General features: G+C 56.0%; 17 protein-coding genes. 11 read left to right on the top strand and 6 right to left on the bottom strand.

Annotated features, from left to right (window positions below):
- The first annotated feature begins 583 nt into the window (after positions 1-583).
- Entirely contained in the window at positions 584-4,285 is a 3,702-nt protein-coding gene (locus BDE40_RS18390; protein WP_246030429.1) for a calcium-binding protein, read from the top strand.
- Positions 4,286-4,694: 409 nt separating this feature from the next.
- Here BDE40_RS18390 and BDE40_RS11585 read toward each other — a convergent pair whose 3' ends face one another.
- From BDE40_RS11585 to BDE40_RS11575, 3 genes are all read right to left on the bottom strand, one after another.
- Entirely contained in the window at positions 4,695-5,459 is a 765-nt protein-coding gene (locus tag BDE40_RS11585; RefSeq protein WP_134014673.1) for an ATP-binding cassette domain-containing protein, read from the bottom strand.
- Positions 5,460-5,470: 11 nt separating this feature from the next.
- Positions 5,471-6,793, bottom strand: a complete 1,323-nt coding sequence (locus tag BDE40_RS11580; protein ID WP_134014672.1) for a sugar ABC transporter permease — start codon at positions 6,791-6,793, stop codon at positions 5,471-5,473.
- A 160-nt stretch (positions 6,794-6,953) separates the two neighbouring features.
- Positions 6,954-7,979 carry a substrate-binding domain-containing protein gene (locus BDE40_RS11575; RefSeq protein WP_134014671.1) on the bottom strand — a complete coding sequence of 342 codons (1,026 nt, stop codon included), beginning with the start codon at positions 7,977-7,979 and terminating at the stop codon, positions 6,954-6,956.
- A gap of 224 nt (positions 7,980-8,203) precedes the next feature.
- Here BDE40_RS11575 and BDE40_RS11570 point away from each other — a divergent pair, with 224 nt between their 5' ends.
- Both BDE40_RS11570 and BDE40_RS11565 read left to right on the top strand, forming a co-directional pair.
- Positions 8,204-9,466, top strand: a complete 1,263-nt coding sequence (locus tag BDE40_RS11570) for an ROK family protein (RefSeq protein WP_246030428.1) — start codon at positions 8,204-8,206, stop codon at positions 9,464-9,466.
- A gap of 116 nt (positions 9,467-9,582) precedes the next feature.
- Positions 9,583-10,986, top strand: a complete 1,404-nt coding sequence (locus BDE40_RS11565; RefSeq protein ID WP_246030427.1) for a CRTAC1 family protein — start codon at positions 9,583-9,585, stop codon at positions 10,984-10,986.
- Here the strand turns inward: BDE40_RS11565 and BDE40_RS11560 are convergent.
- From BDE40_RS11560 to BDE40_RS11550, 3 genes are all read right to left on the bottom strand, one after another.
- On the bottom strand, positions 10,983-12,299 hold the full coding sequence (locus BDE40_RS11560; RefSeq protein WP_134014668.1) for a cytochrome-c peroxidase: 1,317 nt from the start codon (positions 12,297-12,299) through the stop codon (positions 10,983-10,985). The genes BDE40_RS11565 and BDE40_RS11560 overlap by 4 nt on opposite strands.
- 351 nt (positions 12,300-12,650) lie before the next feature.
- Positions 12,651-13,709: an ABC transporter ATP-binding protein gene (locus tag BDE40_RS11555; RefSeq protein WP_134014667.1), complete on the bottom strand. Its 1,059-nt coding sequence runs from the start codon at positions 13,707-13,709 to the stop codon at positions 12,651-12,653.
- 4 nt (positions 13,710-13,713) lie between these two features.
- Positions 13,714-14,523: an IclR family transcriptional regulator gene (locus BDE40_RS11550; protein ID WP_134014666.1), complete on the bottom strand. Its 810-nt coding sequence runs from the start codon at positions 14,521-14,523 to the stop codon at positions 13,714-13,716.
- A 130-nt stretch (positions 14,524-14,653) separates the two neighbouring features.
- Between BDE40_RS11550 and BDE40_RS11545 the strand changes: the two genes are divergently transcribed.
- The 8 genes from BDE40_RS11545 (at position 14,654) to BDE40_RS11510 (ending at position 24,097) form a co-directional block, all read left to right on the top strand.
- Positions 14,654-15,922 (top strand): ABC transporter substrate-binding protein, encoded by a 1,269-nt coding sequence (locus BDE40_RS11545; RefSeq protein ID WP_134014665.1) that lies wholly within the window; start codon positions 14,654-14,656, stop codon positions 15,920-15,922.
- Between the two features lie 97 nt (positions 15,923-16,019).
- Positions 16,020-16,949, top strand: a complete 930-nt coding sequence (locus BDE40_RS11540) for a carbohydrate ABC transporter permease (protein WP_134014664.1) — start codon at positions 16,020-16,022, stop codon at positions 16,947-16,949.
- A gap of 1 nt (position 16,950) precedes the next feature.
- The gene (locus BDE40_RS11535) at positions 16,951-17,799 is read left to right on the top strand and encodes a carbohydrate ABC transporter permease (protein WP_134014663.1); all 849 of its coding nucleotides are present in this window, start codon (positions 16,951-16,953) and stop codon (positions 17,797-17,799) included.
- On the top strand, positions 17,796-19,880 hold the full coding sequence (locus BDE40_RS11530) for an alpha-galactosidase (RefSeq protein ID WP_134014662.1): 2,085 nt from the start codon (positions 17,796-17,798) through the stop codon (positions 19,878-19,880). Before BDE40_RS11535 ends, BDE40_RS11530 begins: the two co-directional genes overlap by 4 nt.
- A complete protein-coding gene (locus tag BDE40_RS11525) occupies positions 19,877-20,647 on the top strand; it encodes an SDR family NAD(P)-dependent oxidoreductase (protein ID WP_134014661.1) in 771 nt (256 codons plus the stop codon). The genes BDE40_RS11530 and BDE40_RS11525 overlap by 4 nt, the downstream gene beginning before the upstream one ends.
- A complete protein-coding gene (locus BDE40_RS11520; protein WP_134014660.1) occupies positions 20,647-21,555 on the top strand; it encodes a 2-dehydro-3-deoxygalactonokinase in 909 nt (302 codons plus the stop codon). The genes BDE40_RS11525 and BDE40_RS11520 overlap by 1 nt, the downstream gene beginning before the upstream one ends.
- Positions 21,555-22,157 (top strand): 2-dehydro-3-deoxy-6-phosphogalactonate aldolase, encoded by a 603-nt coding sequence (locus tag BDE40_RS11515; RefSeq protein ID WP_134014659.1) that lies wholly within the window; start codon positions 21,555-21,557, stop codon positions 22,155-22,157. The genes BDE40_RS11520 and BDE40_RS11515 overlap by 1 nt, the downstream gene beginning before the upstream one ends.
- Positions 22,157-24,097, top strand: coding sequence for a beta-galactosidase (locus tag BDE40_RS11510; RefSeq protein WP_134014658.1), 1,941 nt, complete (start codon positions 22,157-22,159; stop codon positions 24,095-24,097). Before BDE40_RS11515 ends, BDE40_RS11510 begins: the two co-directional genes overlap by 1 nt.
- Positions 24,098-24,113: the final 16 nt, after the last annotated feature.

Here is a 24,113-nt window from a genome sequence, read left to right as displayed (position 1 = left end):
GGTTCAGGCCCCTATCCAGCACTTCGATGGATACAAGCTACATTTGAATTATGGCTCAAATTTGCGCCAAATTGGGTGGATGTGAGAAGGTTTGGGCTCAAACTTGCCCTTGGCCGCATCGCCGCAATCCGACCGACCGAACGAGTCTGATCTACGGGCACGGCCTAAAGCGGTGTCCGTTGTCAGACCTTTCGAAACCGAAGGCGGCTTAAGCCAGGAGAGCGTTTGGCTCATCTGGTTGGTTGCATTTGCGGCGCGTTGGCTGTGGTGCAAGCGGCGCAGTTCGAGTGTCTTTCGTTTGATCCATTCTCGGTGTTGGAATGGCTTTGTCTCGCCGGAATAGACGTGAGGCATTCCGAAAGTTGCTCCGTGAGTTCAGGAACGATCTCCCCTCGGTCAAATTTGCGCGCATTGTCGCTTGCGCCCACGACACTAACGGCAGGACTTTGCCGATTCGCCACGACTTCGCCGCTGTTCATTCCAATCAATAACACATTCGCGCCATAGCGTCGGCGTCGCGAGTCGTCGGCTCGGATCAACCGCATCTTAAACGCGGAATGCAACATTCTTGTGAGGACTTTCAATGCCAGTAAATACAGCTAACGGCGGTTCGGTGAGTGCTATAGATGCTTCCTCAGGGAACTATAGCGTTTCTGGTGGTCGCGTTTCCACGCTTAGTGTCGAAAACCAAGGCAGTGTCGCAAGCATTCGCATCGTCGAGCAGCCCGATCACGGCAACCTGACGGTGAACCCAGACAATACGCTGTCATTGGTCATGAGTATGGATCATGAGTATTCCGGCTCGTTGAGCATCAGCTATGAAGTTACCTACAACGACGGTTCCTCCCAGACGTTCAATGACAATGTTACAGTCGCGACAACGACGCAGGCTGCTGGTTGGAACGACGGCGACATTTACATGCTGGAGACTGCGGCCAATGGCGAACTTGTCGTGGAAACCGGCGACAATCACCGCGATATCCATGTTTCAGGCAGCGACATTGCGCTAAGCATTGATGATATCGCGGCAATTGAAGGAGTTAGCCCCGGAGCCATTAACGGCGCCTGGTTGGCGGCACATCCGCAATACGGTGGTAGCCCTGATGCACCGCTCGACGCCGACGCTGCAATGATGCTGTGGGAAACAGTGGCAGGCCAAGGCTCGGCGCCATCGTCCAACTGGTTGTTGTTCGAAAGCGGTTACGAATATGACCTCGGGAACACCTTTGATTTGCGCGGTACAACTGGCGAGGATGAGCTGCACCCAGTGCACATCACGTCGTATGGCGATGGCAACAAGCCAGTCATCAACAGTGAAATCTTCGCGTTTTCACAATCCGCAGAAAATGTAGTGATTAGCAATCTATCACTGCAAGAAGGTGCCTCGATCCTTGAGGCCGAGAACATTATCTTTAACAATGTGGACATCACCAATGATGGTTTTGGACTCATAGTTCAGGACTCGTTGAACTTTACCTTCCGTGATAGTTCCATCGTTGACGCGTATCATCTGACACCTCCTGAAGGAGGTGCTTTCTGGACCGGATCAGAATTTGCCTCTGGACTCTACGTGGCTGGAACGGATGGGATTTTAATCGAAGACTCCCTCTTTGATCACAACGGATGGGCGGACGACTATCGCGATGATCTCTCAGCCGCCGGTGGCAAGCCACCAAACATGTTTAGCCATAACGTCTACATTGACGCAAACAACGCCGATGTAACATTCCGCGATAACATCACAATGCAAGGCTCGGCTACGGGCGCGCAAGTGCGTAGTGGTGGCTTCATTGAGGACAACCTATTCCTCGACAATAACGTCGCCGCAAACTTCCACGGCGGAGACAGCTTTGGAGCCGGGAACGTTGGGAACTTCTCGTTGTTCACTGACAATGTTATCACGTCTGCAGGGCACAAAGCTTCTAGTTCATCCTCTCAAGGCGCGTTGTCCTTCGGCGTAGATACCCGCGGAAATGAATCAGTATTGCTAGACAACATAATCACTCATCTTGCTGATCCGAATAATCCAAACGAGACTGCGGCTAAGGACAACGGTCAAACTGCGCTGCACATCGAGAACGGAGCGTTCTACGATGATACAATCATTCACAATTGGTTGGGATCGGCCGGATATGGTACAACGGGTGTAAACACTGATGGTCTAAACACGAGCACTCTCAACGCCACTACAATTCAAAATTTCACCCAACAACTTTTGGGCAATCCTAACGCCACGATCTCTGATCTGGCTGACTATTTGCGAGCCCAATCAGCGCAAGACCTCGATGATGTGGTAGATGCCGATCTTATCGTTTCCTACTTCCAGACCGGATTTGGCCTTTCGGTCGAAGGTCGGATCACGTCAGAGACGATTGATTTTGTCCCTGACGCATTGGGAGATGGCATCCGCTGGGACAACCGGTTGAATTGGGAGACCGATGATCTACCCGGTGCTGTTGCCGGTGATAGCGTCAATCTTGGCGGGAACTGGGTGAACTATGGTGGCACCACAATCATCGAGGATCTCGATTTTGGCGAAGGCGGCACGCTGAATGTATCTCATGGGCGCCTCGACATCACCGATCACACTGCCGTAGGCGGTGCTGGTGCACATTTGAACATCAGTGCCGCAGGCCAGATCTGGATGGACGGATACTCCGACCAAGATCGGCTTGATATCGATATTGATGGCGGTCGCTTTGTGAATACCGACGTGTTCGTCGGTAACGTGGATGTCGATATCACTGATGGACAGGCCATTTTGGCCACTGATGGTGCCAATTTCGTCCTGCAATCAGGTAGTGAACTTAATATTGTCGGTGACGAGGCCCGAGTGGGCTTTGATGGCGATGAAGGTCGCACGGGTGTCCTTTCGCTTGAAGTGGGATCAGAGCTACGCTTCACTGCCGAAGGTGGGCAGCTGGGTACTATAGAAGAATTCCGTTCAGGTGCTGAAGGTGACAACCCCAATATCCAAACCGGAGTGAATTTGGGTGATGGAACCTTGATCCTTGACCTAAACGGAATTGGGAACGGTAGTCTAAGCACCGAGCTTATCCGCGTAGATGAGGTAATCGGTGAGTTTGCTTCGGCAACTATCACAGGCCTCGCCGGAAATCGCGACACAGAGATCGTCATTGACTATGAAACTGACACGGTCACGCTCAATGTTACGTCTGCAGGTTCTGGGACCGGTCAGAACACGGTGCGAACCATTGGTGATGAATCCGATGCGCGGGATAATTCCGATCTGTGGGCGGCCTTAACAAACGATCATGGTGGTCAGAATCCGCAGCCTGATCCTGAACCACAACCGGATCCGGAACCACAGCCTAATCCGGAACCACAACCGGATCCTGAACCACAGCCTGATCCGGAACCACAGCCTGATCCTCAACCACAACCGGATCCCGAACCACAGCCTGATCCTGAACCACAGCCGGCGGTGGATACCGTCAGCTATGCTGGTGCTTCGGGCTATGTCGGTGTGCGTCTCGACGGGGGTGCGACTTGGGGCGCTGCTGCAGGGGGTGTACCGTTAGTCTCTACTGTCGTGAACGTGATCGGGTCTTCTTTCGACGATTCCGTATTCGGGAACTTGACTGCCAACCGCCTGGAAGGTGGGAAAGGCAATGACAGGCTCGACGGCGGGGCAGGTGACGATTTTATCGATGGTGGTACGGGTGAGGATGTTCTCATCGGAGGGGATGGCAACGATAGCATCCACGGTGGGCAGGGCGTGTTCAGCGGCAATGATAGAATTTTTGCTGGAGCAGGCCACGACGAGGTCGACGGCGGTGACGGCAACGATGAAATCTACGGCCAAGATGGCAACGATATTATTGTTGGTGGTTTTGGTGGGGATAGGCTGATTGGCCAAAACGGTAACGATATTCTGAGCGGTGGCGCATGGGGCGACGTGATTTTTGGCGGCGCGGGTGATGACTTCATCAACGGCGGGTTCGGTCACGACCGCCTCAATGGGGGTGCAGGCGCGGACGACTTCTATCATCTGGGCGTGCAGGGCCACGGATCGGACTGGGTCCAAGACTACAGCAACACTGATGGCGACGTCTTTGTTTTTGGGCAGTCAGGAGCCAATGCCGCCGACTTCCAGATCAACTTCGCCGAGACCGAAAACGCCGGCGAGGCAGGGACCGCGGAGGCCTTCGTGATCTACAAACCCACTGGCCAGATCATATGGGCGATTATCGACGGCGCGGCTTTGGACGAGATCAATCTGCAAATCAGCGGAAGCTCTGAGGTATATGACCTGATGGCCTAATTGCCAGTTGGCTAGTGCACGCGAAAGGGTCAAACGACGACGCGCTCTGGGACGGGGTCCTAAAGGTGCGATTGTACGAGACATGCTTCGGTAAATTTGGTCAGCCGTGCGAGTGCTGGTTCCATCGTTCGAATGCTGGAAAGCCAGCATTTGATCAAAGGTGTCTGCAAGGCCCGGGATCACCAAGGTGACTTCCAAGCGGTTGACGATGCTATATCCAAATTGGTTGCAGCTGCGCGCGTCGCGCTGCTGCGGAAATTGAGGCGTTACTGAAGGACATTCCAGCCTGTAAAAAGGGCCACCGCACGGATCGCCGGCTACGCTGTATTCAACTCGCTAAGAGCGGAGATCGGCAGCCACAGCGAAAGCGTTGACCAAGCGGCGCTGACTGGAAAGCTCGGTTTGGGGTTCAAGCAGCCTTCTTCGGGTTTTTGCCCATAATGATCATCGACAAGATGTCATCTTCGGTGACGTCTTCGACACGCTCATTTCCGATCAATTTCCCATTCTTCATCACCGCGACACGGTCGCAAAGGTCCATCATTTCGCGGGTGTCATGGCTGATCAAGAATATGCCGAGCCCCTGACTTTTTAGCTCTTTGATCAGATCGGCAACCATTTCCGTTTCATGCACACCCAATGCGGCGGTCGGTTCATCCATAATCAGGATGCGGGCGTTGAAGTAGACTGCGCGGGCAATCGCTACGGATTGCCTCTGCCCACCCGAAAGGGCACTTACAGGCTCTTTGAATTTCTTGAAGTTAGGGTTGAGCCGCGCCATGATCTTGCGGGTTTCAGCCTCCATCCGGGCATCATCCAAGAAGCCAAGCGGGGTGGTCAATTCACGACCTAGAAATAGGTTGCTGGCCGCGTCCAGATTGTCGGCCAGTGCCAGCGTTTGGTAGATCGTTTCTATATTCAAATCGCGGCTGTCGATGGGGCTTTCAATGGTGGCCTTTTTTCCATCAACCCAGAATTCGCCGCTGTCCGCCTGATAGGCTCCGGACAGGCATTTGATTAGTGTCGATTTGCCGGCCCCATTGTGGCCCAAGAGACCGACGACTTCGCCCGGATACAAATCCAACGACACACCATCAACCGCGTGAATGCCGCCGAAGGCAATCGAGATGTCGCGCATTTCGACAAGTGGGGTTCCAGTTCGTTTAGTGCTCATACCCGTGACCCCTATTTGGCTTTTTTGCGATAAAGATTATCAAGATAGACGGCGAAGACGAGGACGGAGCCCACGACGATTTGCTGGACGGAAGTATCGAACCCGATCAGCACCATTCCGGACTGCAGCGATTGCATGACCAACGCGCCTAGAATAGCACCGTAGATCGTGCCAACACCGCCCGCGAGAGATGTGCCGCCGATGACGGCAGCCGCGATAACGTAAAGCTCGTCCAGCAATCCTAGTGCGTTCGTGGCCGAATTTAGGCGGGCTGACGCCACAACGGCTGCCAAACCAGCAAGCGCGCCCATCAAGGCGAAGATTTTTAGTGTCATCCATTTGACGTTGATACCGGCAAGGGCTGCGGCTTCAGGGTTCCCGCCGATGGCAAAGACATTGCGTCCAAACCGCGTGCGATTAACCAGAATAGTCATCAGAATGCCGACAGTGAAAAGGATTAGAACCGGTATGGCGAAGCCGTGGCTGATGAATAACCCCTCTTTAGGGACTGTAATGTTATTGGCGGCGGCATACTGTTTGATGATGCCTTTGGGCCAAGGGTAGGCATTCACCAAAAGTACCGCGCCAACGACCAAGCTGCACGCCAAACCTCCTACGGTTACCTCGCCCCAGATCGGTCGTAGGGGAAAGCCGTGTGCCATGCGGCTTCGACGACCCGCGATGAGCATCCAGATGATAGCGACACAGGCCAAAGCACCAACAATCCAGCTTCCCGTAGCGCCGATGGTTCCATAAGGGCCGCCACCAAGCAGTTGAAAAGTAGAGTCTACCGGAGAAATCGTTTTGCCGTTGTTCGACAAGAAGGCCGCACCGCGCCAAACGAGCAAACCGCCCAGTGTAACGATAAAGGCCGGGATGCCGCGATAGGCGATCAACCAGCCGTGGAAGCCCCCAATCATAGCGCCAACAAGGATACCGGTTACCGCAGTGATGATCCAGATAAACGGATTTCCAAGCCCCAGATATTGCGGCAAAAACTCAACCTGCAGCAGCCCCATCGTCATGCCGGTGACGCCAACCAATGCACCAACGGAAAGGTCGATGTTGCGCGTGACGATGACAAGAACCATACCGGTTGCCATGATCCCGATAGAGGACGTCTGCACCGATAAGTTCCAAAGATTGCGCGGTGTTAGCATCGCGCCATAGCCGTTGAAAATCGCGCCATAGAAATGAAAGCCAAGCCAGATCAGGGCTAATGCGCCGAACATCCCCAACAGGCGGGTGTCGAGCTCGGTGCCTTTAAGAAACTTGGCGATCAAGTTCGGGCTGTCGGATTTGGATGTGGTCAGGGTCTCGGTTGAATCGGTCATACGATGTCCCAGCGTGAGAATGGCTTTGATGCAAATCGGTTTGGAGGCCAATCCGAATTCGAATGTGTGGGGAGCAGTGGCTGGCCGGGCGGTCGCAAGTTATTGGCCAAGAGGGCGTCGGTGCCGAGATATTCCTCGGCACCGTTCAATCATTTTGTGACTATTCGCAGCCTGCGACACCATCGATCGCACCTTCGCAAGCCTGCTCTTTCGAGATGTGGCCAGCTTCAATCGCAACATTCAAGTTGTCGCGGGTCAAAGGTGTCGGCTCCAATAGGATCGCGTTGATCGGAGTGCCTTTTTCACCGTCAGAGAAGATGCTGGCGCCTTCAATGTCTGCCATTGCAGTACCAGAGGCTAGTGCAGAGGCGATCTCGCCGGCGGCCTTGCCTAGAGCACGCGCGTCCTTCCAGACCGACACAGTTTGGGAGCCGCGTGCGACACGGTTGATCGCAGCCAAGTCACCGTCTTGACCGCCTACAGGGATCACCAGACCTTGAGCGCTAAGCGCTGCGACAACACCACCGGCCATACCGTCATTTTCCGACAGAACAGCGTCCACGTTATTGTCGTTGGCCGTCAGGATTTGCTCCATGTTCTTCTGAGCATTTTCAGGCTTCCAGCTATCGGAGAAAGCCTCGCCAACAATCTTGATTTTGCCAGCTTCGACGTCTGCGCCGATCACTTCCATCATGCCTTGCAGAAGGAATGCAGCGTTCGGATCACCCGGGTCGCCTTTGATGATGGCATAGTTGCCTTCTGGCTGAACAGCTACAACCGACTTTGCGATGATGCGGCCAACACCGACGTTGTCGAACGTCAGGTAGAAGGTGCGGTCGTCTTCGATCAAGCGGTCATAACCGATAACCGGGATGCCTTCGTTGGCAGCGGCGTCGATCGCAGGGCCGATCGCGTCTTTGTCCCAAGCATTGATAATCAGCGCATCAACGCCTTGGCTCATCAGGGCTTCGATGTCTGTCAGCTGCTTGGCTGAAGAAGATTGCGCGTCGGCGGATACGTAAGTGTTGCCGTTGGCTTCGATGGCGGAAACCATCGCGGCTTCGTCGATTTTCCAGCGCTCTTCCTGAAAGCTGGCCCAAGATACGCCGATGCGAAGACCTTCGGCAAAGGCGGCGGAGCTAAAACCGACCGTCGCAATGACGGCGGCTGCAATAAGTTTTTTCATGGTGTCCTCCCAGACAATTACTCCCCCTGCCTTCAAGCAGGGGGCACGGCCCTTACATCCGTTCCAATAATAAAAGCCGACTCTCAGGCATGAGTCAAATTAAATTTAGAGACTGAAGTAAATAATATTGTCATTTGGCAAATTATCAGGCTTCATGGTTGAAGAATGCTGAAAATTCGGAGTTACGGTCGGATTGTGCAGTGATTTATTTTAGGTCTTGAAGTATGTCGAAGGCACTCATGAACGAAGTAGAAGCCCAAGCCGCTGCACCTGGTTGCGGGCCTATTTTGCCTGATCACAACGATCAATCAAGATCCTTGCGAAAGCAAGTTTTTGAGCATGTACGTGCGCATGGAACGGCTGCGCGGGCTGACACGGCGCGCGCCTTATCTATCAGCGCGGGTTCGGTCACGGGTATTGCAGCGGAACTGATAACCGATGGATTCTTACAAGAAGTTGAAGATGTTGCGCGGCAAGGGACCAGCCGTGGGCGACCACCGGTTGCCCTCGCGGTTGTTGCGGACAGTTTTCACGTCATCGGGGTAAACATTTCCGACCGAGTTCATTCGGCCGTCTTGACCGACTCGGTCGGACGCATTCTTGCCGAAGTGACACGTCCCGCTGATCAACAGCGCCGATCTGTTGCAGAACTAGTAACGGAAGTTGAGCCGTTGATTGCTCAACTGCTCGACGTTGCAGGCAAGACTGAATCCGATATAGCAGCCATCGGTATCGGCATTTCCGGAATGGTGGATAACAACACCGGAGTGGTCGAATGGTCTCCGTTGTTGACCGAAACAAATGCCGAGCTGGGAGCCGCTTTCGCTACGCTAACCAATTGCCCGGTCTTTGTGGACAATGACGCAAACATCGTCACCCTTGCAGAGCTTTGGTTTGGGGACGGGCGGGCTAAATCTGACTTTGCTGTTGTTACCGTAGAGCATGGCGTCGGGATGGGGCTTGTCCTGAACAATAGGCTGTTTCGCGGGGCACGTGGAATGGGGCTGGAGCTCGGTCACACCAAGGTTCAACTCGACGGCGCGTTGTGTCGCTGCGGCCAGCGGGGATGTTTGGAAGCCTATCTTGCTGACTATGCTCTTACCCGCGAAGCCGCGACGGCGCTGGGGGTGACCACTTCGCAAGGAGCGAATGTATCGCTTGAGGTTCTCTTCGCCGAAGCCAAGGCCGGCAATCGAGCAGCAAAAGCGATTTTTGATCGGGCAGCGCGATATCTGTCGCTGGGCCTTGCAAATGTCGTTCAGCTCTTTGATCCCGGGCTGATTATTCTATCCGGGGAGCGTATGCGATATGACTACCTTTATGCCGATGACATGTTGTCCGAGGTGCATAAGCTGACGCTCCATCCCGGGAATAATCCTTGTGAAATAGCGACTCATGCTTGGGGTGGTTTGGTGTGGGCAAAAGGGGCAACTGCTCTTGCTTTGACCGCGGCCACAGACAGTCTTGTTGGTGTGAGCACCCCATGAGATTTACTGGCGTTCGAAGACGGCTGCAGCGGGCTGGATTTGGTGCACTCACCTGGATTGCCTTGATTGGCAATTGTATTGGCAGCACAGCCGTAGCCGAAATCCGATTTGAAGATATGTCGAGTGGAATTCCTGAGCATGTCTATGATGGCGGTTGGGAGCACTTCGTCGGCGGAGGCGTGGCGGTCTTTGATTGTGACCGAAACGGGCTTGCGGATGTTTTCGCGGCGGGCGGCGAAAATCCCGCGATGCTGTTGCGAAATGTCGGGGGTTTTGGCTTTGAGCCGGTCAGTATTGACCCGATAACCAAAGCAACTGGTGCGTATCCAATTGATATTGACGCGGACGGATGGACGGACCTGTATGTGATGCGCGTGGGGCCTGATGTCGTGCTGAAGGGGCAGGCGGGCTGTCAGTTCAGCGATGTCACTTCCCAATGGGGTATCCCACAAACTGATCGCTGGACAACCTCCCTCACGGCTTGGTGGGAAGATGATACGCGTCCAGTGATTGCTTTGGGACACTACGTAGATCGCGCCAACGAGGATGGTCCGTTTGGTACTTGTGACAGCAACACGATCCTTCGTCCACATCGCGGTGGCTATGATGCGCATGACCTGTCGCCAGGGTTTTGCGCATTGTCGATGCTGGCCGGGCCGGACGCGCGCGGGCGCAGGACACTTCGGATATCCAATGACCGCCAATATTATGTCCGCGACGGTCAGGAACAGCTTTGGGATATCGACGAGCAACGCTTTCTGACCGAGGCCGATGGCTGGCCCAAGGTAATGTTGTGGGGCATGGGCATTGCCAGTGCTGACCTGACTGGTGATGGCGTTGATGAGGTGATGCTGACATCTATGGGTGACCAGTTGATGCAATTGGCGATGCCGGATGGCACCTATATTGCTGCTCCGTTCGGAATAGGCACCTATGCACACCGGCCCCACACAGGTGATGACGGGCGCCCATCAACCGGATGGCACGCGCAGTTTGGCGACATTAACAATGACACGCGGCTGGATTTATTCATTGCCAAGGGGAACGTTGATCAGATGCCAAGCAATGCGATGAATGACCCCAACAACCTGTTGGTTCAGAACGCTGACGGCACGTTTCACGAAAGTGCCGAGGCCGCTGGTGTTGCAGATTTTGCGCGGTCACGCGGGGCGGCGTTGGCGGATTTTGACGGCGACGGGCGTCTTGATCTGGTGGTCGTCAACAGACGGGCTCCGTTGCGGATTTACCGGAATGTCGGCGACACAGCGCATTGGCTCGGAGTGTCGTTGTCCCAGCGCGGTCGAAATCGCGATGCAATCGGGGCTAAGGTGACGGTTAACGGGCAGATTCAGCATTTGCGTATCGGTGGTGGCCATGCCGGTGGCAGCGCATTGCCGCTACATTTCGGGCTTGGTGATGAGAATATCGCGGTAATACAAGTGGTTTGGCCGGACGGTTCGATCACACAGACTGAAGTCCACGGTGACCAATCCTTGTTGATTGAAAAGCCAGATCGTTAATTTGGCACCCTTAGACCACTCGGAACAGTGTCAGGTACACCAAGTCGCCCTAGCATCGCATCGGGATCGGTAAGGCTGTTCAGGAAGGCTGTCAGCGACGCAATTTCTGCATCGGTTAGGTGCACAGGAGATTGCTCGACTGCCGAGACTATTGCTGACATTTCCGCGCTATCCTCAAGAGCGCGCAGGTCATCTACCTGCAACTGCGGCAAGACCAGTTGCGCCGGATCATAAAGCTTCAGGGCCGCAACGGGATCGAGATGGTCTTTAATAAACGCTTGAAGTGACGCATGTGAACCCGCATGCCCGTAAGGGGCGGTGATGGCCACGTTGCGCAAGGAGGGTGTGCGGAACTTGTATAAGTCTGACGGATCGCCAGTCACGCGAAACCGGCCTTCATCTTTCGCATGTGACTCAAATCGCGCGGCCTTGCCCGGCCCGATCTGTGGTGCCCCCATCGCGTGGAACTTGTGGTCTGTCTGAAAGGCCCTGCTATGACAGGTTGAGCATCCGGCATCACCGTAAAACAGCGTCATACCTTCGGATGCCAGTTCTGATAACTCCTGTTGATCGCGCAGGAATGCATCAAATGGAGACGTGTCCGAACGCCATTCAAACTCCATGAATGTTGCGATGGCGTTAGAAATGTCGGTGAAGCCGATTTGGTCAGCGGAGTTGATATGCGGATAGACCGTCGTGAAACGCTCAACGTAGTCCGGCAGGGCGGCAACGCGTCTTGCGATAATATCCCACGCACCACCTTGCCCAGTTAACAATCCTTGACGCACTGCTTTGGCCACATCGTTTTCGCTGTAGTGACCAGCCATCTCATCCGCGCTTAGCACCGGAAACATGGTTTGTGCCGACAGCAAGCTGGCAAACCCTGTAACCATATCATCATCAAGTGGGGTGCGCAGCCCGCTCGGCCTTGATGGATCCAGGGCTATCCTGCCGTCGTGGAAAAGAACCGTAAATTCATTTGCGCCAAGGTTGAAAAGAGCGGGCGCATTCCGCGGTATCCTTTGCTCCGGCAGATTGTTCGGATCGACCACGCGATCCGGCCCAAGGCCGATACCCCCGTCACCAATCCCAAGCGACAGCCCGTCCGATGTGCCAAGGCGGGGATGGTGGCAGGTGGCGCAAGCCACTTCTTTATTGCCCGACAGGATCGGGTCGTAAAATAGCAACTGCCCAAGCTCGGCTTCGGCTTTCGCGATCGAGCGATAGTCAGCATCTGTCACCGGTGCGGGCAATTCGCCCGCGACGATATAGCTTGGGATCAGTGTCATCAGACCAAGAATGAATAGACGCATGAATGTCGGCTCTTTCTAAAGTAAAAAGACAGGCTGAATTCTTCTGCCCTCGAAAAGATAGAAGTTCCGCTTAAGCTCTGCAAAACCGTTTTCATGCCTGCAATGCGGGCTGCCAAAACATGTCTGCAAGTTCCAGCCTTCCATCGCTTGCCCCCTCGTGCAGATATACAGTTTGAATACTCAAGCAGCATGATTTCAAACAATCAACCTGTTTACGCGCGGCTGTGGATAGCATTGGCCTGCATGAACCGCTGGGCCAAATTGACTTAGGTTGGGGAGAACGAACAGCCGAAGTCATACCTTCCGAACGGAGCGAAACATCAAGTCGGTGACTTGATGCGGGGCTCTAACTTATCTGATGCGTGCCTCGGTTTTGCGGTCGAATAACATGGCGCGTTCGTGGGCGAATGTAACACCTACCCGGGCACCTTCTTGTGAACGCTCGTCACCCCGTTCTTCAACGATGATCTTCTCACCGTTATCCGAGATCAGGTGCGCAAAAGATACGCCGCCAAGGGCTTCGGTCATGTCGACCGTGTGCGTGTCGCCTTTGGCATTGATCTCAAGATGTTCAGGGCGGATGCCGAAGGAAACATCAGTTCCGTCGGCTGGTGTGCCAAGTGGAAGTTTGAATCTTCCTTTCAGCGCGGGAATGTCGACCTCTCCACTCGTGACAACTCCGTCGAGGAAGTTCATTGCAGGGGAGCCGATAAAGCCTGCCACGAATTTATTGTCGGGATTGCGATACAGGTCCAGTGGCGCTCCAACCTGCTCGATGTGACCCGCACGCAAAACGACGATCTTATCGGCGAGAGTCATCGCTTCCACCTGGTCATGGGTCACGTAAATCATCGTTGCACCGATTTCTTTGTGCAGCCGAGCAATCTCGACACGCATCTCCACGCGCAACTCAGCATCAAGGTTGGACAGCGGCTCGTCGAACAGAAAGACTTCGGGGCCGCGAACAATCGCGCGTCCGATGGAAACCCGTTGCCGCTGTCCGCCTGACAAAGCGGAGGGCTTGCGGTTCAGGTATTCCTCCAACTTCAGAATGCGGGTCGCTTCGGCAACTTTTTCTGCGATTTCCGCCTTTGGATGCCCGTTCATTTTCAGGCCGAAACCCATGTTGTCGCGAACCGTCATATGCGGATATAGCGCGTAGGTTTGGAACACCATTGCGACGCCGCGTTCGGCAGGGTCCATGCTGGTGACATCGCGCGTGCCGATGCCGATAGCACCGCTGGTTGTTTCTTCGAGGCCGGCAACCATACGCAACAAGGTCGACTTGCCGCAGCCCGAAGGGCCGACAAATACGCAGAATTCACCGTCTTCTATTTCAAGGTCGATCCCATGGATGACCTGAACGTCGCCGTAGCGTTTGATTACGTTTTGTAGCGTGACACCAGACATGAGTTCAGCCCTCCATTTTTTCTTTGGTTTTCTGTTCGACAGGGAAGCGCCAATGCACCGCTGTTTCGGCAATCGCGTCTGCGGCCTGATGCATTTTCGGCGCCAGGGCCTCGAGCTGATCAAGTGATGTGCGCGAGGTCGTACTGGTAACCGAAATGGCCCCCATAACGCGCTTGGTTCGCGTTAGAATTGGCATCGCGATGCAAATAATTCCCGGCTCGTGTTCTTCGCGATCATAGGCGTAGCCGCGCGTGCGAATGTTTGACAGCTCGTCACGCAGTTCTTGCACGCTTCCTAAGGTGTGAGGCGTAAAGCGATGATACGATTGTTGTTCAAGCACTTGCTGAAGCTCGGTTTCTGGCAAAAAGGCAAGCATCGCTTTGCCGACGCCAGTGCAGTACGCAGGACCAACCTTGCCAGCCTGCGAAAACATTTCGACAGGGCGCTGGGCGTTTCGCTTGTCCACGTAAAGAACCTGCGCGTTGTCGAGTTGGGCCAAATGTATCGTTTCACCAATCGACTTGCTTAGGGCGTCCAGAATCGGGCGGGCAGTCGGCGCGAGCGACGATTGTGTCCAAGCGGTGTGAGCCAATCTGACGAGACGAATTCCCAAGGAGTATGCCTGCTTAGTTTCATCATATGTCAGCATCCCTTCAGAGCGTAGGGTTTGCAGCATCCGGTAGAGCGTGCCTTTTGGGTATGGTGAAACTTCGACAAGTTCATTGAGCCGTACAGGGCGTTCGAAAGAGGCGACTTGATCCAGAACGCTCAACGCCTTTTTGACGGTGCCACTGGCCGTTTGCGAGCTTTGCATTCTGATCTCTCCTCCCGACCTCAACGCCTTCTGCCGCTGCGGCCCCTACTTGACAAAACTAGGCGATTCGTGATCTCGTTTCAATATATAAACTATCATTTCACTATTTGAAACAATTAGGGAGGACACCATGCGTTTCACTTACAGGGCGTCGATTGCTGCGCTATCTACGGTTGCCGTTGTGGCAGGCGGATCGCTCAGCGCGTCGGCTCAAGATCTGACAGGCGATCTCAAAATCTTCCTCGACACATCGAACCCCGCGCCGCGCGCGACGATGGAAAGCGCAATCGCCAAATTTGGCGAAATGAACCCCGACCTCAACATTGAGACCACGATCATCGATCGTGAGGCCTACAAGACCCAGATCCGCAATTTTTTGACTGCAAACTCACCGGATGTTGCCAACTGGTACGCGGCAAACCGGATGAAGCCCTATGTGGAGGCTGGCCTGTTTGAAGATGTATCGGACCTTTGGGCCGAACCGGAGATCGCCGAGAACCTGGCATCCACCAAGGGCGCGATGACGATTGATGGCAAGCAATGGGGCGTTCCCTACACTTACTACCAATGGGGAATATATTACCGCAAAGACATCTTCGATGAACTTGGCTTGTCTGAACCCACCAACTGGGAGGAAGAAAAAGCCAACTGTGCCAAAATCGTCGAGTCTGGTCGTGCCTGCTATGCGATTGGTTCCAAATTCCTGTGGACCGCTGGTGGCTGGTTTGACTACCTGAACCTGCGAACCAACGGCTTCGACTTCCACATGGACCTCGCGAATGGCGATGTAAGCTGGGAAGATGACCGCGTCCGTGCAACGTTTGCTAACTGGCGTGAGCTGATTGACATGGGCGGCTTCCTCGAGAACCACCAGTCCTACAGCTGGCAGGAAGCACTGCCCTTCATGGTGCAAGGTGATGCCGCGTCCTATCTGATCGGCAATTTCGCTGTGGCTCCATTGCGTGAAGCAGGCTTGAGCGATGATCAGCTCGACTTCTACCAGTTCCCGGCAATCAACCCTGATGTCGCACTGGCAGAAGACGCGCCGACAGACACCTTCCACATCCCATCGGGAGCAAGCAATAAAGAAAACGCCAAGGCGTTCCTGCGCTTCATGGTCTCGCCTGACATACAAACGCAGATCAATGCGGGTGATGCGTTGGGTCAACTTCCGATCAATGCCAAGTCGGCTGTGGATGATGACAAGTTCCTGAACGAGGGCTTCACGATGCTGTCATCCAACTCACCGGGTGGTGTGGCTCAATTCTTTGATCGCGACTTCCCGGCTGAAATGGCCAAGGTTGCCATGGAAGGCCTGCAGGAGTTTATGGTGCGTCCCGACAATCTGGACGCGATCCTTGCACGCTTGGAAAAGGCTCGCGGTCGTATCTACAAATAAATAATTTGGGGCGGTCGCTTAGTCGCCGCCCCCTGCCTCTCTGCCTGATTGAGCAGCGCCCATCGCAATTTTGGCGCTCTACTGAAACGAGGTTTTCATGACGACCACAGAAGTTCCTCCGATCACGCCAGAACCGCAACGAAGATCGCGGTACAAGCGCAACGAGATCAGCGTGACGCCATGGTTGTTCCTGATCCCGGCGATGCTTTTCTTCCTCGTCTACGTAATCCTTCCCATCTTCCAGAGCTTCAATCTGTCCGCCTATCAATGGGACGGGCTGGGCGAGAAGGAATATGTGGGCCTCAGCAACTACAAAGAGCTGTGGGACGATCCTGCCTTCTACACCTCTCTCAAGAACAACCTGATCTGGCTGGTTCTATATCTGCTGGCAATCCCCGCGGGTCTGTTCATCGCGCTGTTTCTCAACCAGACCGTTACCGGCATCCGCATCTACAAGTCGCTGTTCTTCTTCCCGTTCGTGATTAGTCAGGTGGTCGTTGGCCTTGTGTTCACGTGGTTCTATGACCCGACCTTCGGCCTGCTTAACTCTATCCTCGGCGTCGTCGGCCTTGGGCCGGTCAACGTGCTGGGCGACCCGACCTACGTGACCTACGGCATCATCGCTGCGGGTCTCTGGCCGCAAACAGCTTACTGCATGATCCTGTATCTGACGGGCTTGAACGCGGTTGACCCCGAGCAGGTCGAGGCGGCGCGGCTTGACGGCGCGAAGGGCTGGAAAATGCTGTGGTATGTGATTGTGCCACAACTGAAACCGGCGACCTTCATAGCCTTTGTCGTGACCATTGTGGGTGCGCTGCGTTCATTCGATTTGATTTCGATCATGACCAATGGCGGGCCGTTCGGGGAAAGCCGCGTCCTCAGCTTCTATATGTTCGAGGTCGCGCTGTCCGAATACGGGTTCCGCATGGGCTATGGCGCGGCCATCGCCGTGGTGCTGTTCCTGATCATGCTCTGCTTTATCGCGTATTTCCTCTACTCGATGTACAAAGAAGAGAGGGGGCACTGAGATGTTTCCGAAACCTATTGAGAAATCATCCCGCTCAGTCCAGATCGGCTACCAGTCCCTTCTGCCTGTCGCCCTGATCCTGTGGCTACTGCCTCTGATCGCGGTCGCCCTGTTCTCGGTCAAGCCTGCGGCCGATTTTTCCACCGGCGATTACTGGAACCTGCCGTCAAAATTTGGCGGTTGGGAAAACTACGGCAAGGTGTTCTTCGAGTCCGATATGCCGCGCTATTTGTTGAACTCGATCCTGATCACGGTGCCCACGGCCATTGGCGCGGTCGCGCTGTCCTGCATGGCGGGCTTTGCGCTTGGCATCTACAAGTTCAAGGCGAACCTGTGGCTGTTCTTCATGTTCGTGGCGGGCAACTTCGTGCCGTTCCAGATTCTGATGGTGCCGGTGCGCGACCTGACGCTGGACCTCGGCCTCTACAACACCAAGACCGGCCTCGTGCTGTTCCACATTGCGTTCCAGACGGGCTTCTGCACGCTGTTCATGCGCAACTTCATCAAGGGCCTGCCCTTCGCGCTGATCGAGGCCGCGCGGGTCGAAGGCGTGGCCGAATGGCGGATTTTCGTGTACGTGGTGCTGCCCCTGATGAAGCCCGCAATCGCGGCGCTGATGGTGTTGATCTTCACCTTCATCTGGAACGACTACTTTTGGGCCGTGGTGCTGACCCAAGGCGCGGAATCGCAGCCGGTCACGGCGGGCATCACCTCGTTCAACGCACAGTATCGCGCGGCATATCACCTGATGAGCGCGGGCGCGATCGTGGCGGCCCTGCCGCCGGTGGCGATGTTCTTCCTGATGCAAAAGCACTTCATCGCAGGCCTGACCCTCGGAGCCGTGAAATGATCCAAAGCTGGCGGCTCGATGACGGACGTCAATCGCTGGTCCTCGCGTCCCACAAGGGCCGCCTCGCAGAGGTGGTCTATTGGGGGCCGAGGCTTCCTGATGACGAAGACCTCGCAACACTCTATCACGCCTACGCAATAGACGTGACGGGCGGCATGCTCGACGCCAATCCGGAGCTGTCGCTCTGCCCCGAAGCGACGCGCACCTTCCCCGGCCAGCCGGGACTGATCCTACGCGCCAAGGACGGCACGCCGCTGCTGCCGAAGTTCTGCCTGTCGGAGGCCCAGACCGATACGGACAGCCTGATCCTGACCTATCAAGACGAGGCCAACGGGCTGACCTACATCGCCAGCTTCTTGATCAACGGGCAAACCCACATGATCGAGGCGCAGGCAACGCTGGAAGCGGCCGACCCGGTTCACCTGCACTGGCTCAGCGCGCCGGTTTTCCCTGCGCCGCAAATGTCGGACGAGATGATCGACGTGGCGGGACGCTGGTGTGGCGAATTCCAGTTGAACCGCACGCCGTGGTCTGCTGGCATCCGCTACCGCGAGAACCGCACAGGGCGCACGGGCCACGAGCATTTCCCCGGCTTGATCGTCCCCTGCCGCGGAGCCACCAACGGGCAAGGCCACGCCTACGCGTTTCACTACGGCTGGTCCGGCGGGCACCGCATGGTGGCCGAAGAGTTGCCCGATGGTCGCCGCCAGATCCAGTTCGGCCACGCCGCACGGGTCGAGGGCACGCCACAGACGCGCTTCCAGACTGCGCCTCTCTATGCGATGTTCTCGGACGATGGGATCAACGGATGCGCGGTAGCGTTCCAACGGCACCTGCGCGACGAGATCGTGCAATTCCCCGACCCCGACCGACCCCGTCCCGTGCATTTCAATTGCTGGGAGGCGGTCTATTTCGATCACGACATCCCCAAGCTCAAGGATATCGCCACCCGCGCCGCCGCCCTTGGCGCCGAGCGCTTTGTGCTCGATGACGGCTGGTTCGGCGGGCGTGATGACGACACTCGTGCGCTTAGCGATTGGGAGGTGGACCCCCGCAAATACCCCGACGGGCTGAAGCCGCTGATCGACCATGTCCACGATCTGGGCATGACCTTCGGCATCTGGTTCGAGCCTGAGATGATCAATCCCGACAGCGACATTTACCGCGCGCATCCTGACTGGGCGTTCGGCGGCGAGGATCAAATTCTGGGCCGCAACCAGAAAGCCCTCAACATGGCCCTGCCCGAGGTCCGCGCGTTTCTGCTGGACCGCATGAGTAAAGTGCTGCGCGACAACCCGATTGACTACATCAAATGGGACCACAACCGCGTTCTGCCCATGCCCGATGCCGCGCAGACACGCGGTTCTTACATGTTGATCGACCAGTTGCGGCAGGACTTCCCGCATGTCGAAATCGAAAGCTGCGCTTCTGGCGGCGGGCGGATCGACTTCGGCATCCTTAAGCGCACGCATCGGGTCTGGCTCTCCGACAGCAACGACGCGCTGGAGCGGCTGAGGATGCAGCACAACGCGGCAATTTTCCTGCCTTTGGCGGTTACCGGCAGCCATGTCGGCCCCCGCAAATGCCACACATCGGGGCGGGTGCTGGATATCCGTTTCCGAGCGTGGGTCGCAGCCCAGCGGCATATGGGCTTCGAGATGGACCCGCGCGAGCTGACGGACGAAGAGGCCGAGGTGCTGACCGAGGTCACGGCGTGGTGGAAAGCCAACCGCGACTGGATGTTCCGCGCTGATATCCTGCGGCTCGATAGCGCCGATCCTGCGGTCATCGCCGAGCAGCAACTGGCTGAAGGCGGTGACAGGTTTGTAGTCTTCGCTGGCAAGGCCGACACGAGCACTCAAATCGCACCCCGCCCGCTGCGGCTGACGCGGCTGACACCGGACGCCAAGTATCGCGTGGAGCTTATCAACCGAGCCGATGCGATCGGTCTGTCACGCGGTGATCCCGCGCTCAAATCCGGGCCGCTCGTGCTAAGTGGCTCTTATCTGATGAGCCATGGCCTGACCCTGCCATGGTCCTTCCCTGAAACGATGTGGGTCATCGAAGGAACGCTCCTATGACAAAGACCGCTACTTTCCACGATCTCGACGGAGCGTCTGTGTTTGTCACAGGCGGCGGCTCCGGCATCGGCGCGTCCTTGACCGACGGCCTGATGGCGCAGGGTGCGAAGGTCGCGTTTGTGCAACGCTCCGACGCCAAGGATTTTGCCGATGAGATGGAGCAGAAGCACGGCTCCCGCCCGCTGTTTTTGCAATGCGACATCACCGACATCCCGCGCCTGCAAAGCTGTATCAAAGAGGCGAGTGATGCCCATGGCCCCGTAACGGTGCTGGTCAACAACGCCGCAAACGACAAGCGCCACAGCACTGAGGAGGTGGACGAGGCGTTCTGGGACTGGTCGATGGCAATCAACCTGAAGGCGTATTTTTTCGCGTGTCAGGCTGTGGTCGAGGGAATGCGCAAAGCGGGCGGCGGCTCAATCATCAACTTCTCGTCTATCAGCTACATGATGGGCAATGCGGGCTATCCGGCCTACACCACCGCGAATTCCGGCATCAACGGCATGACCCGCAGCTTGGCCCGTGAGTTTGGCCCTGACAAAATAAGGGTCAACGCGCTCGCCCCCGGTTGGGTGCTGACCGATAAGCAAAAGGAGCTGTGGGTAACCCCCGAGGCGCTGGAGGCCCATGTCGCCCGCCAATGCCTCAAGGACACGCTCGCGCCGCAAGACATGGTTGACGCGGTGCTGTTTCTCGCATCAAACACCAGCCGCATGATGACGGGGCAGGCTCTGGTCGTCGATGGCGGCGTCGTGGTGACGGGCTGATGGCGGACGCCGCGTGGATCGCTGTTGACTGGGGTACTTCAAACCTACGCGTTTGGGCGATGGATGCGGATGGTCAAGCCTTCGCGGCATATGAATCCGATCAAGGCATGGGTGTGCTCGATCGTGACGGGTTCGAAGCGACGCTCTTGGCGCTCATTGCTCCATATCTGACTGTTGAACGTACGTTGCCGGTTTTGTGTTGTGGCATGGTGGGATCACGGCAAGGCTGGGCAGAGGCTGCGTATCTCAACACGCCTTGCACGCCGCCGGACGGGCAGACAGCCACCCGTGTCCCTGCAAAAGACCCGCATATTTCGGTGTTTATTTTGCCTGGGATCAAGCAGATATCGCCTCCTGATGTGATGCGAGGCGAAGAGACACAAATCGCTGGATATCTAGCCGCCACTCCTGACTTTGACGGTGTGCTCTGCCTGCCCGGAACCCATACCAAATGGGTGCATATCAGTCTGGGAGAGGTCATCAGCTTTCAAACCTTTATGACGGGCGAGATGTTCGCGCTACTTTCCAAGCAATCGGTGTTGCGTCACTGCATATCTGTCGGAGAGTTTGATCTGTCATGTTTTGACGACGGCATTTCAGATGCGTTGGCGCGCCCGCAATCCCTAGCCGCGCAGCTTTTTGGCGTTCGTGCCGGCGCCTTGGTTGCTGATTTGCAGCCAGCAGAGGCGCGTGCGCGACTATCGGGTTTGCTAATCGGAGCAGAGCTTTCCGGCGCGCGTCCATATTGGTTGGGTCAGAATGTGGCAATCATAGGGGGCGGGGGGCTTTCGAAATTGTACAGAACTGCTCTCGCGGCTCAGGGTGTCGACGCGACAGCGGTGAATGTGTCGGACACAACCTTGAGAGGCCTTAAAGCCGCGTATGAATCGTTGAAGGAAAAAGTCTAATGAGCCGGAAAATTATCGCGATATTGCGTGGCATCCAACCAGACGAAGCGGAAGGGATTTGTGCCGCGCTGATTGAAGCTGGCATCGACAGAATAGAGGTGCCGCTAAATTCACCCGAGCCATTGGATAGCATCAAACGGATGGCAGACGCTTTCGGGCAAGATGCGCTGATCGGGGCAGGGACCGTTCTTAGCCCCGCAGATGTGGTGAACGTCGTGGGCGCGGGCGGGAAGATGATTGTTTCACCCGATACCAACGCCGAAGTGATTGTAACCTCGAAAGCCGCTGGATTGGCGTCCTATCCGGGTGTTTTGACCCCGACGGATTGCTTTGCGGCACTTCGTGCGGGCGCGGATGGTTTGAAAATATTCCCGTCGTTTCTTATGGGCTCTGAAGGCCTAAAAGCGATATCTGCTGTTTTGCCACCTGAAACGGAAACCTACGCGGTAGGCGGAGTGGGGCCGGATAATTTCGCCGAATGGATTTCTGCAGGAGCCGTCGGGTTCGGCATCGGCAGCGGACTCTACAAACCGAGTTTCTCGGTGGCGGATGTTGCAAAACGGGCTGCCGATATTGTCGCTGCCTATGATGATGTGAGCTGATGAAGCGTACTCTGGGAACATGCTATTACCCTGAACATTGGCCACGCGAAATCTGGAAAGACGACGCGCGGCGGATGGTTGAACTCGGGTTGACTTGGGTGCGTATCGGCGAGTTCTCGTGGGGACAGCTGGAGCCTGCACCGGGAGAGTACCAGTTTGACTGGCTCGACGATGCAATCGAAGTGTTGGGTGACGCAGGTTTAAGGGTGGTCTTGGGAACGCCTACCGCGACCCCGCCGCGTTGGCTGATTGATCGCCACCCCGATATGCTGGCCGGTGACGTCGAGGGGCGTCCGCGCAAATTCGGATCACGAAGGCATTATTGCTTCAGTCACGAAGGTTATAAAACTGAGTGTGCGCGTATCGTTACGGCGATGGCCGAAAGATATGGTGCCAATCCTCATGTTGCGGCATGGCAAACGGACAATGAGTATGGCTGCCACGACACGACGATTTCATACAGCAATGCTGCGCGACACGCGTTCCAGGACTGGCTGCGTGCGCGCTACCGTGGGGATGGGAATGACGGCGATATCAGCGCGCTGAACAAGGCGTGGGGAAACATCTTCTGGTCGATGGACTATGACGATTTCGATCAGATTGATTTGCCGAACCTGACCGTCACTGAGCCGAACCCTGCGCATAGCCTCGCATTTCGACGGTTCAGCTCGGACCAAGTTGTGGCGTTCAACCGATTGCAGGTCGACATTTTGCGCGCTCATACGGATGCGCCGATTGCCCATAATTACATGGGACGTATTACCGATTTCGACCACTTTGCCGTCGGGTCGGATTTGGATATCGCGTCTTGGGATAGCTACCCGCTGGGCTTTCTTGAGGACCGTGTCGGCGCGGATGACGCATGGCAGCGCCGCTTTTCCCGTCAGGGTGATCCCGACTTTCAGGCTTTCCACCATGACCTGTATCGCGCAGTGGGACGAGGGCGCTGGTGGGTGATGGAACAGCAACCGGGGCCGGTAAATTGGGCACCTTACAACCCCGCGCCATTGTTAGGGACGGTGCGTTTATGGAGCTGGGAAGCCTTCGCCCACGGAGCCGAGGCGGTCTGCTATTTCCGCTGGAGACAGGCACCATTTGCGCAAGAGCAGATGCACGCTGGCCTTTTGCGCCCTGACAGTGTGGAAGCGCCGGGTTTTGAAGAAGCCCGAAGGGTGGCGACCGAAATCGCAGATGCGCCTGAAGTTGAACAAGGCCGCGCAAGAGTTGCGATGATCTTTGACTATGACGCGGATGCTGCGTGGCAGGTTCAGCCGCACGGTCAGGGGTTGAGCTATTTCGGCTTGGTTTTCGACTGGTATAAAGCGATGCGCGGTCTTGGACTGTCGCTTGATATTCTACCCGCGAGCAACCGGGACTTTTCGGGGTATGATTTGATCGCGGCCCCCGGATTGATGCATATGTCCGACGGTCTGAAAGCTGCATTGGCCGCGACCGAGGCGCAAGTTCTCTTGGGGCCACGAAGTGCCGCGAGAGATGAAGACATGTCGATACCAGTACCTTTGCCACCGGATATAGCCGGATTGGATGTGATTGTTTCAAGAGTTGAAAGTTTGCGCCCGGACATGCCCGTGGCCTTGGAAAGCGGTGGCAACCTGCATCTTTATCGCGAAGTACTGGAAGGCTCGGCGGAGGTGCTAGAGCGATCGGTTGACGGGTTGGCCGTTGTTATGGGTACCGGACGCTTGTGCTATATCGGCGCTTGGCCGGATCAGGATGCGTTGCGCCGGATCATTGGACAAGAATGCGAGATTGCAAAGATTGCGACGTTGGACTTGCCGGACGGCGTCCGTGTCCGCGACTGCGGCACGGAAAGATTTTGGTTCAACTATAATTCTGAAGCGGTGAGCGTTGACGGGCTGACGCTTGATGCAGCGGGTGTATGTCGCCAGACAATAAGCGCACCATCGTCGAGCGATTGACCGAAACGCTACATAT

It is taken from the genome of Litoreibacter halocynthiae, from assembly GCF_004365635.1.
Taxonomy (GTDB): domain Bacteria; phylum Pseudomonadota; class Alphaproteobacteria; order Rhodobacterales; family Rhodobacteraceae; genus Litoreibacter; species Litoreibacter halocynthiae.
This window is presented reverse-complemented; position numbering and strand designations above follow the sequence as displayed.

Excerpts from the sequence above, each read along its gene's own strand:
- BDE40_RS11540 (WP_134014664.1), top strand. The coding sequence starts at position 16,020 with ATGACGACCACAGAAGTTCCTCCGATCACGCCAGAACCGCAACGAAGA.
- BDE40_RS11565 (WP_246030427.1), top strand. The coding sequence starts at position 9,583 with ATGTCGAGTGGAATTCCTGAGCATGTCTATGATGGCGGTTGGGAGCAC.
- BDE40_RS11575 (WP_134014671.1), bottom strand. The coding sequence starts at position 7,979 with ATGAAAAAACTTATTGCAGCCGCCGTCATTGCGACGGTCGGTTTTAGC.
- BDE40_RS11525 (WP_134014661.1), top strand. The coding sequence starts at position 19,877 with ATGACAAAGACCGCTACTTTCCACGATCTCGACGGAGCGTCTGTGTTT.
- BDE40_RS11580 (WP_134014672.1), bottom strand. The coding sequence starts at position 6,793 with ATGACCGATTCAACCGAGACCCTGACCACATCCAAATCCGACAGCCCG.
- BDE40_RS11560 (WP_134014668.1), bottom strand. The coding sequence starts at position 12,299 with ATGCGTCTATTCATTCTTGGTCTGATGACACTGATCCCAAGCTATATC.
- BDE40_RS11520 (WP_134014660.1), top strand. The coding sequence starts at position 20,647 with ATGGCGGACGCCGCGTGGATCGCTGTTGACTGGGGTACTTCAAACCTA.
- BDE40_RS18390 (WP_246030429.1), top strand. The coding sequence starts at position 584 with ATGCCAGTAAATACAGCTAACGGCGGTTCGGTGAGTGCTATAGATGCT.
- BDE40_RS11550 (WP_134014666.1), bottom strand. The coding sequence starts at position 14,523 with ATGCAAAGCTCGCAAACGGCCAGTGGCACCGTCAAAAAGGCGTTGAGC.
- BDE40_RS11530 (WP_134014662.1), top strand. The coding sequence starts at position 17,796 with ATGATCCAAAGCTGGCGGCTCGATGACGGACGTCAATCGCTGGTCCTC.
- BDE40_RS11570 (WP_246030428.1), top strand. The coding sequence starts at position 8,204 with ATGTCGAAGGCACTCATGAACGAAGTAGAAGCCCAAGCCGCTGCACCT.
- BDE40_RS11555 (WP_134014667.1), bottom strand. The coding sequence starts at position 13,709 with ATGTCTGGTGTCACGCTACAAAACGTAATCAAACGCTACGGCGACGTT.
- BDE40_RS11535 (WP_134014663.1), top strand. The coding sequence starts at position 16,951 with ATGTTTCCGAAACCTATTGAGAAATCATCCCGCTCAGTCCAGATCGGC.
- BDE40_RS11585 (WP_134014673.1), bottom strand. The coding sequence starts at position 5,459 with ATGAGCACTAAACGAACTGGAACCCCACTTGTCGAAATGCGCGACATC.
- BDE40_RS11510 (WP_134014658.1), top strand. The coding sequence starts at position 22,157 with ATGAAGCGTACTCTGGGAACATGCTATTACCCTGAACATTGGCCACGC.
- BDE40_RS11515 (WP_134014659.1), top strand. The coding sequence starts at position 21,555 with ATGAGCCGGAAAATTATCGCGATATTGCGTGGCATCCAACCAGACGAA.
- BDE40_RS11545 (WP_134014665.1), top strand. The coding sequence starts at position 14,654 with ATGCGTTTCACTTACAGGGCGTCGATTGCTGCGCTATCTACGGTTGCC.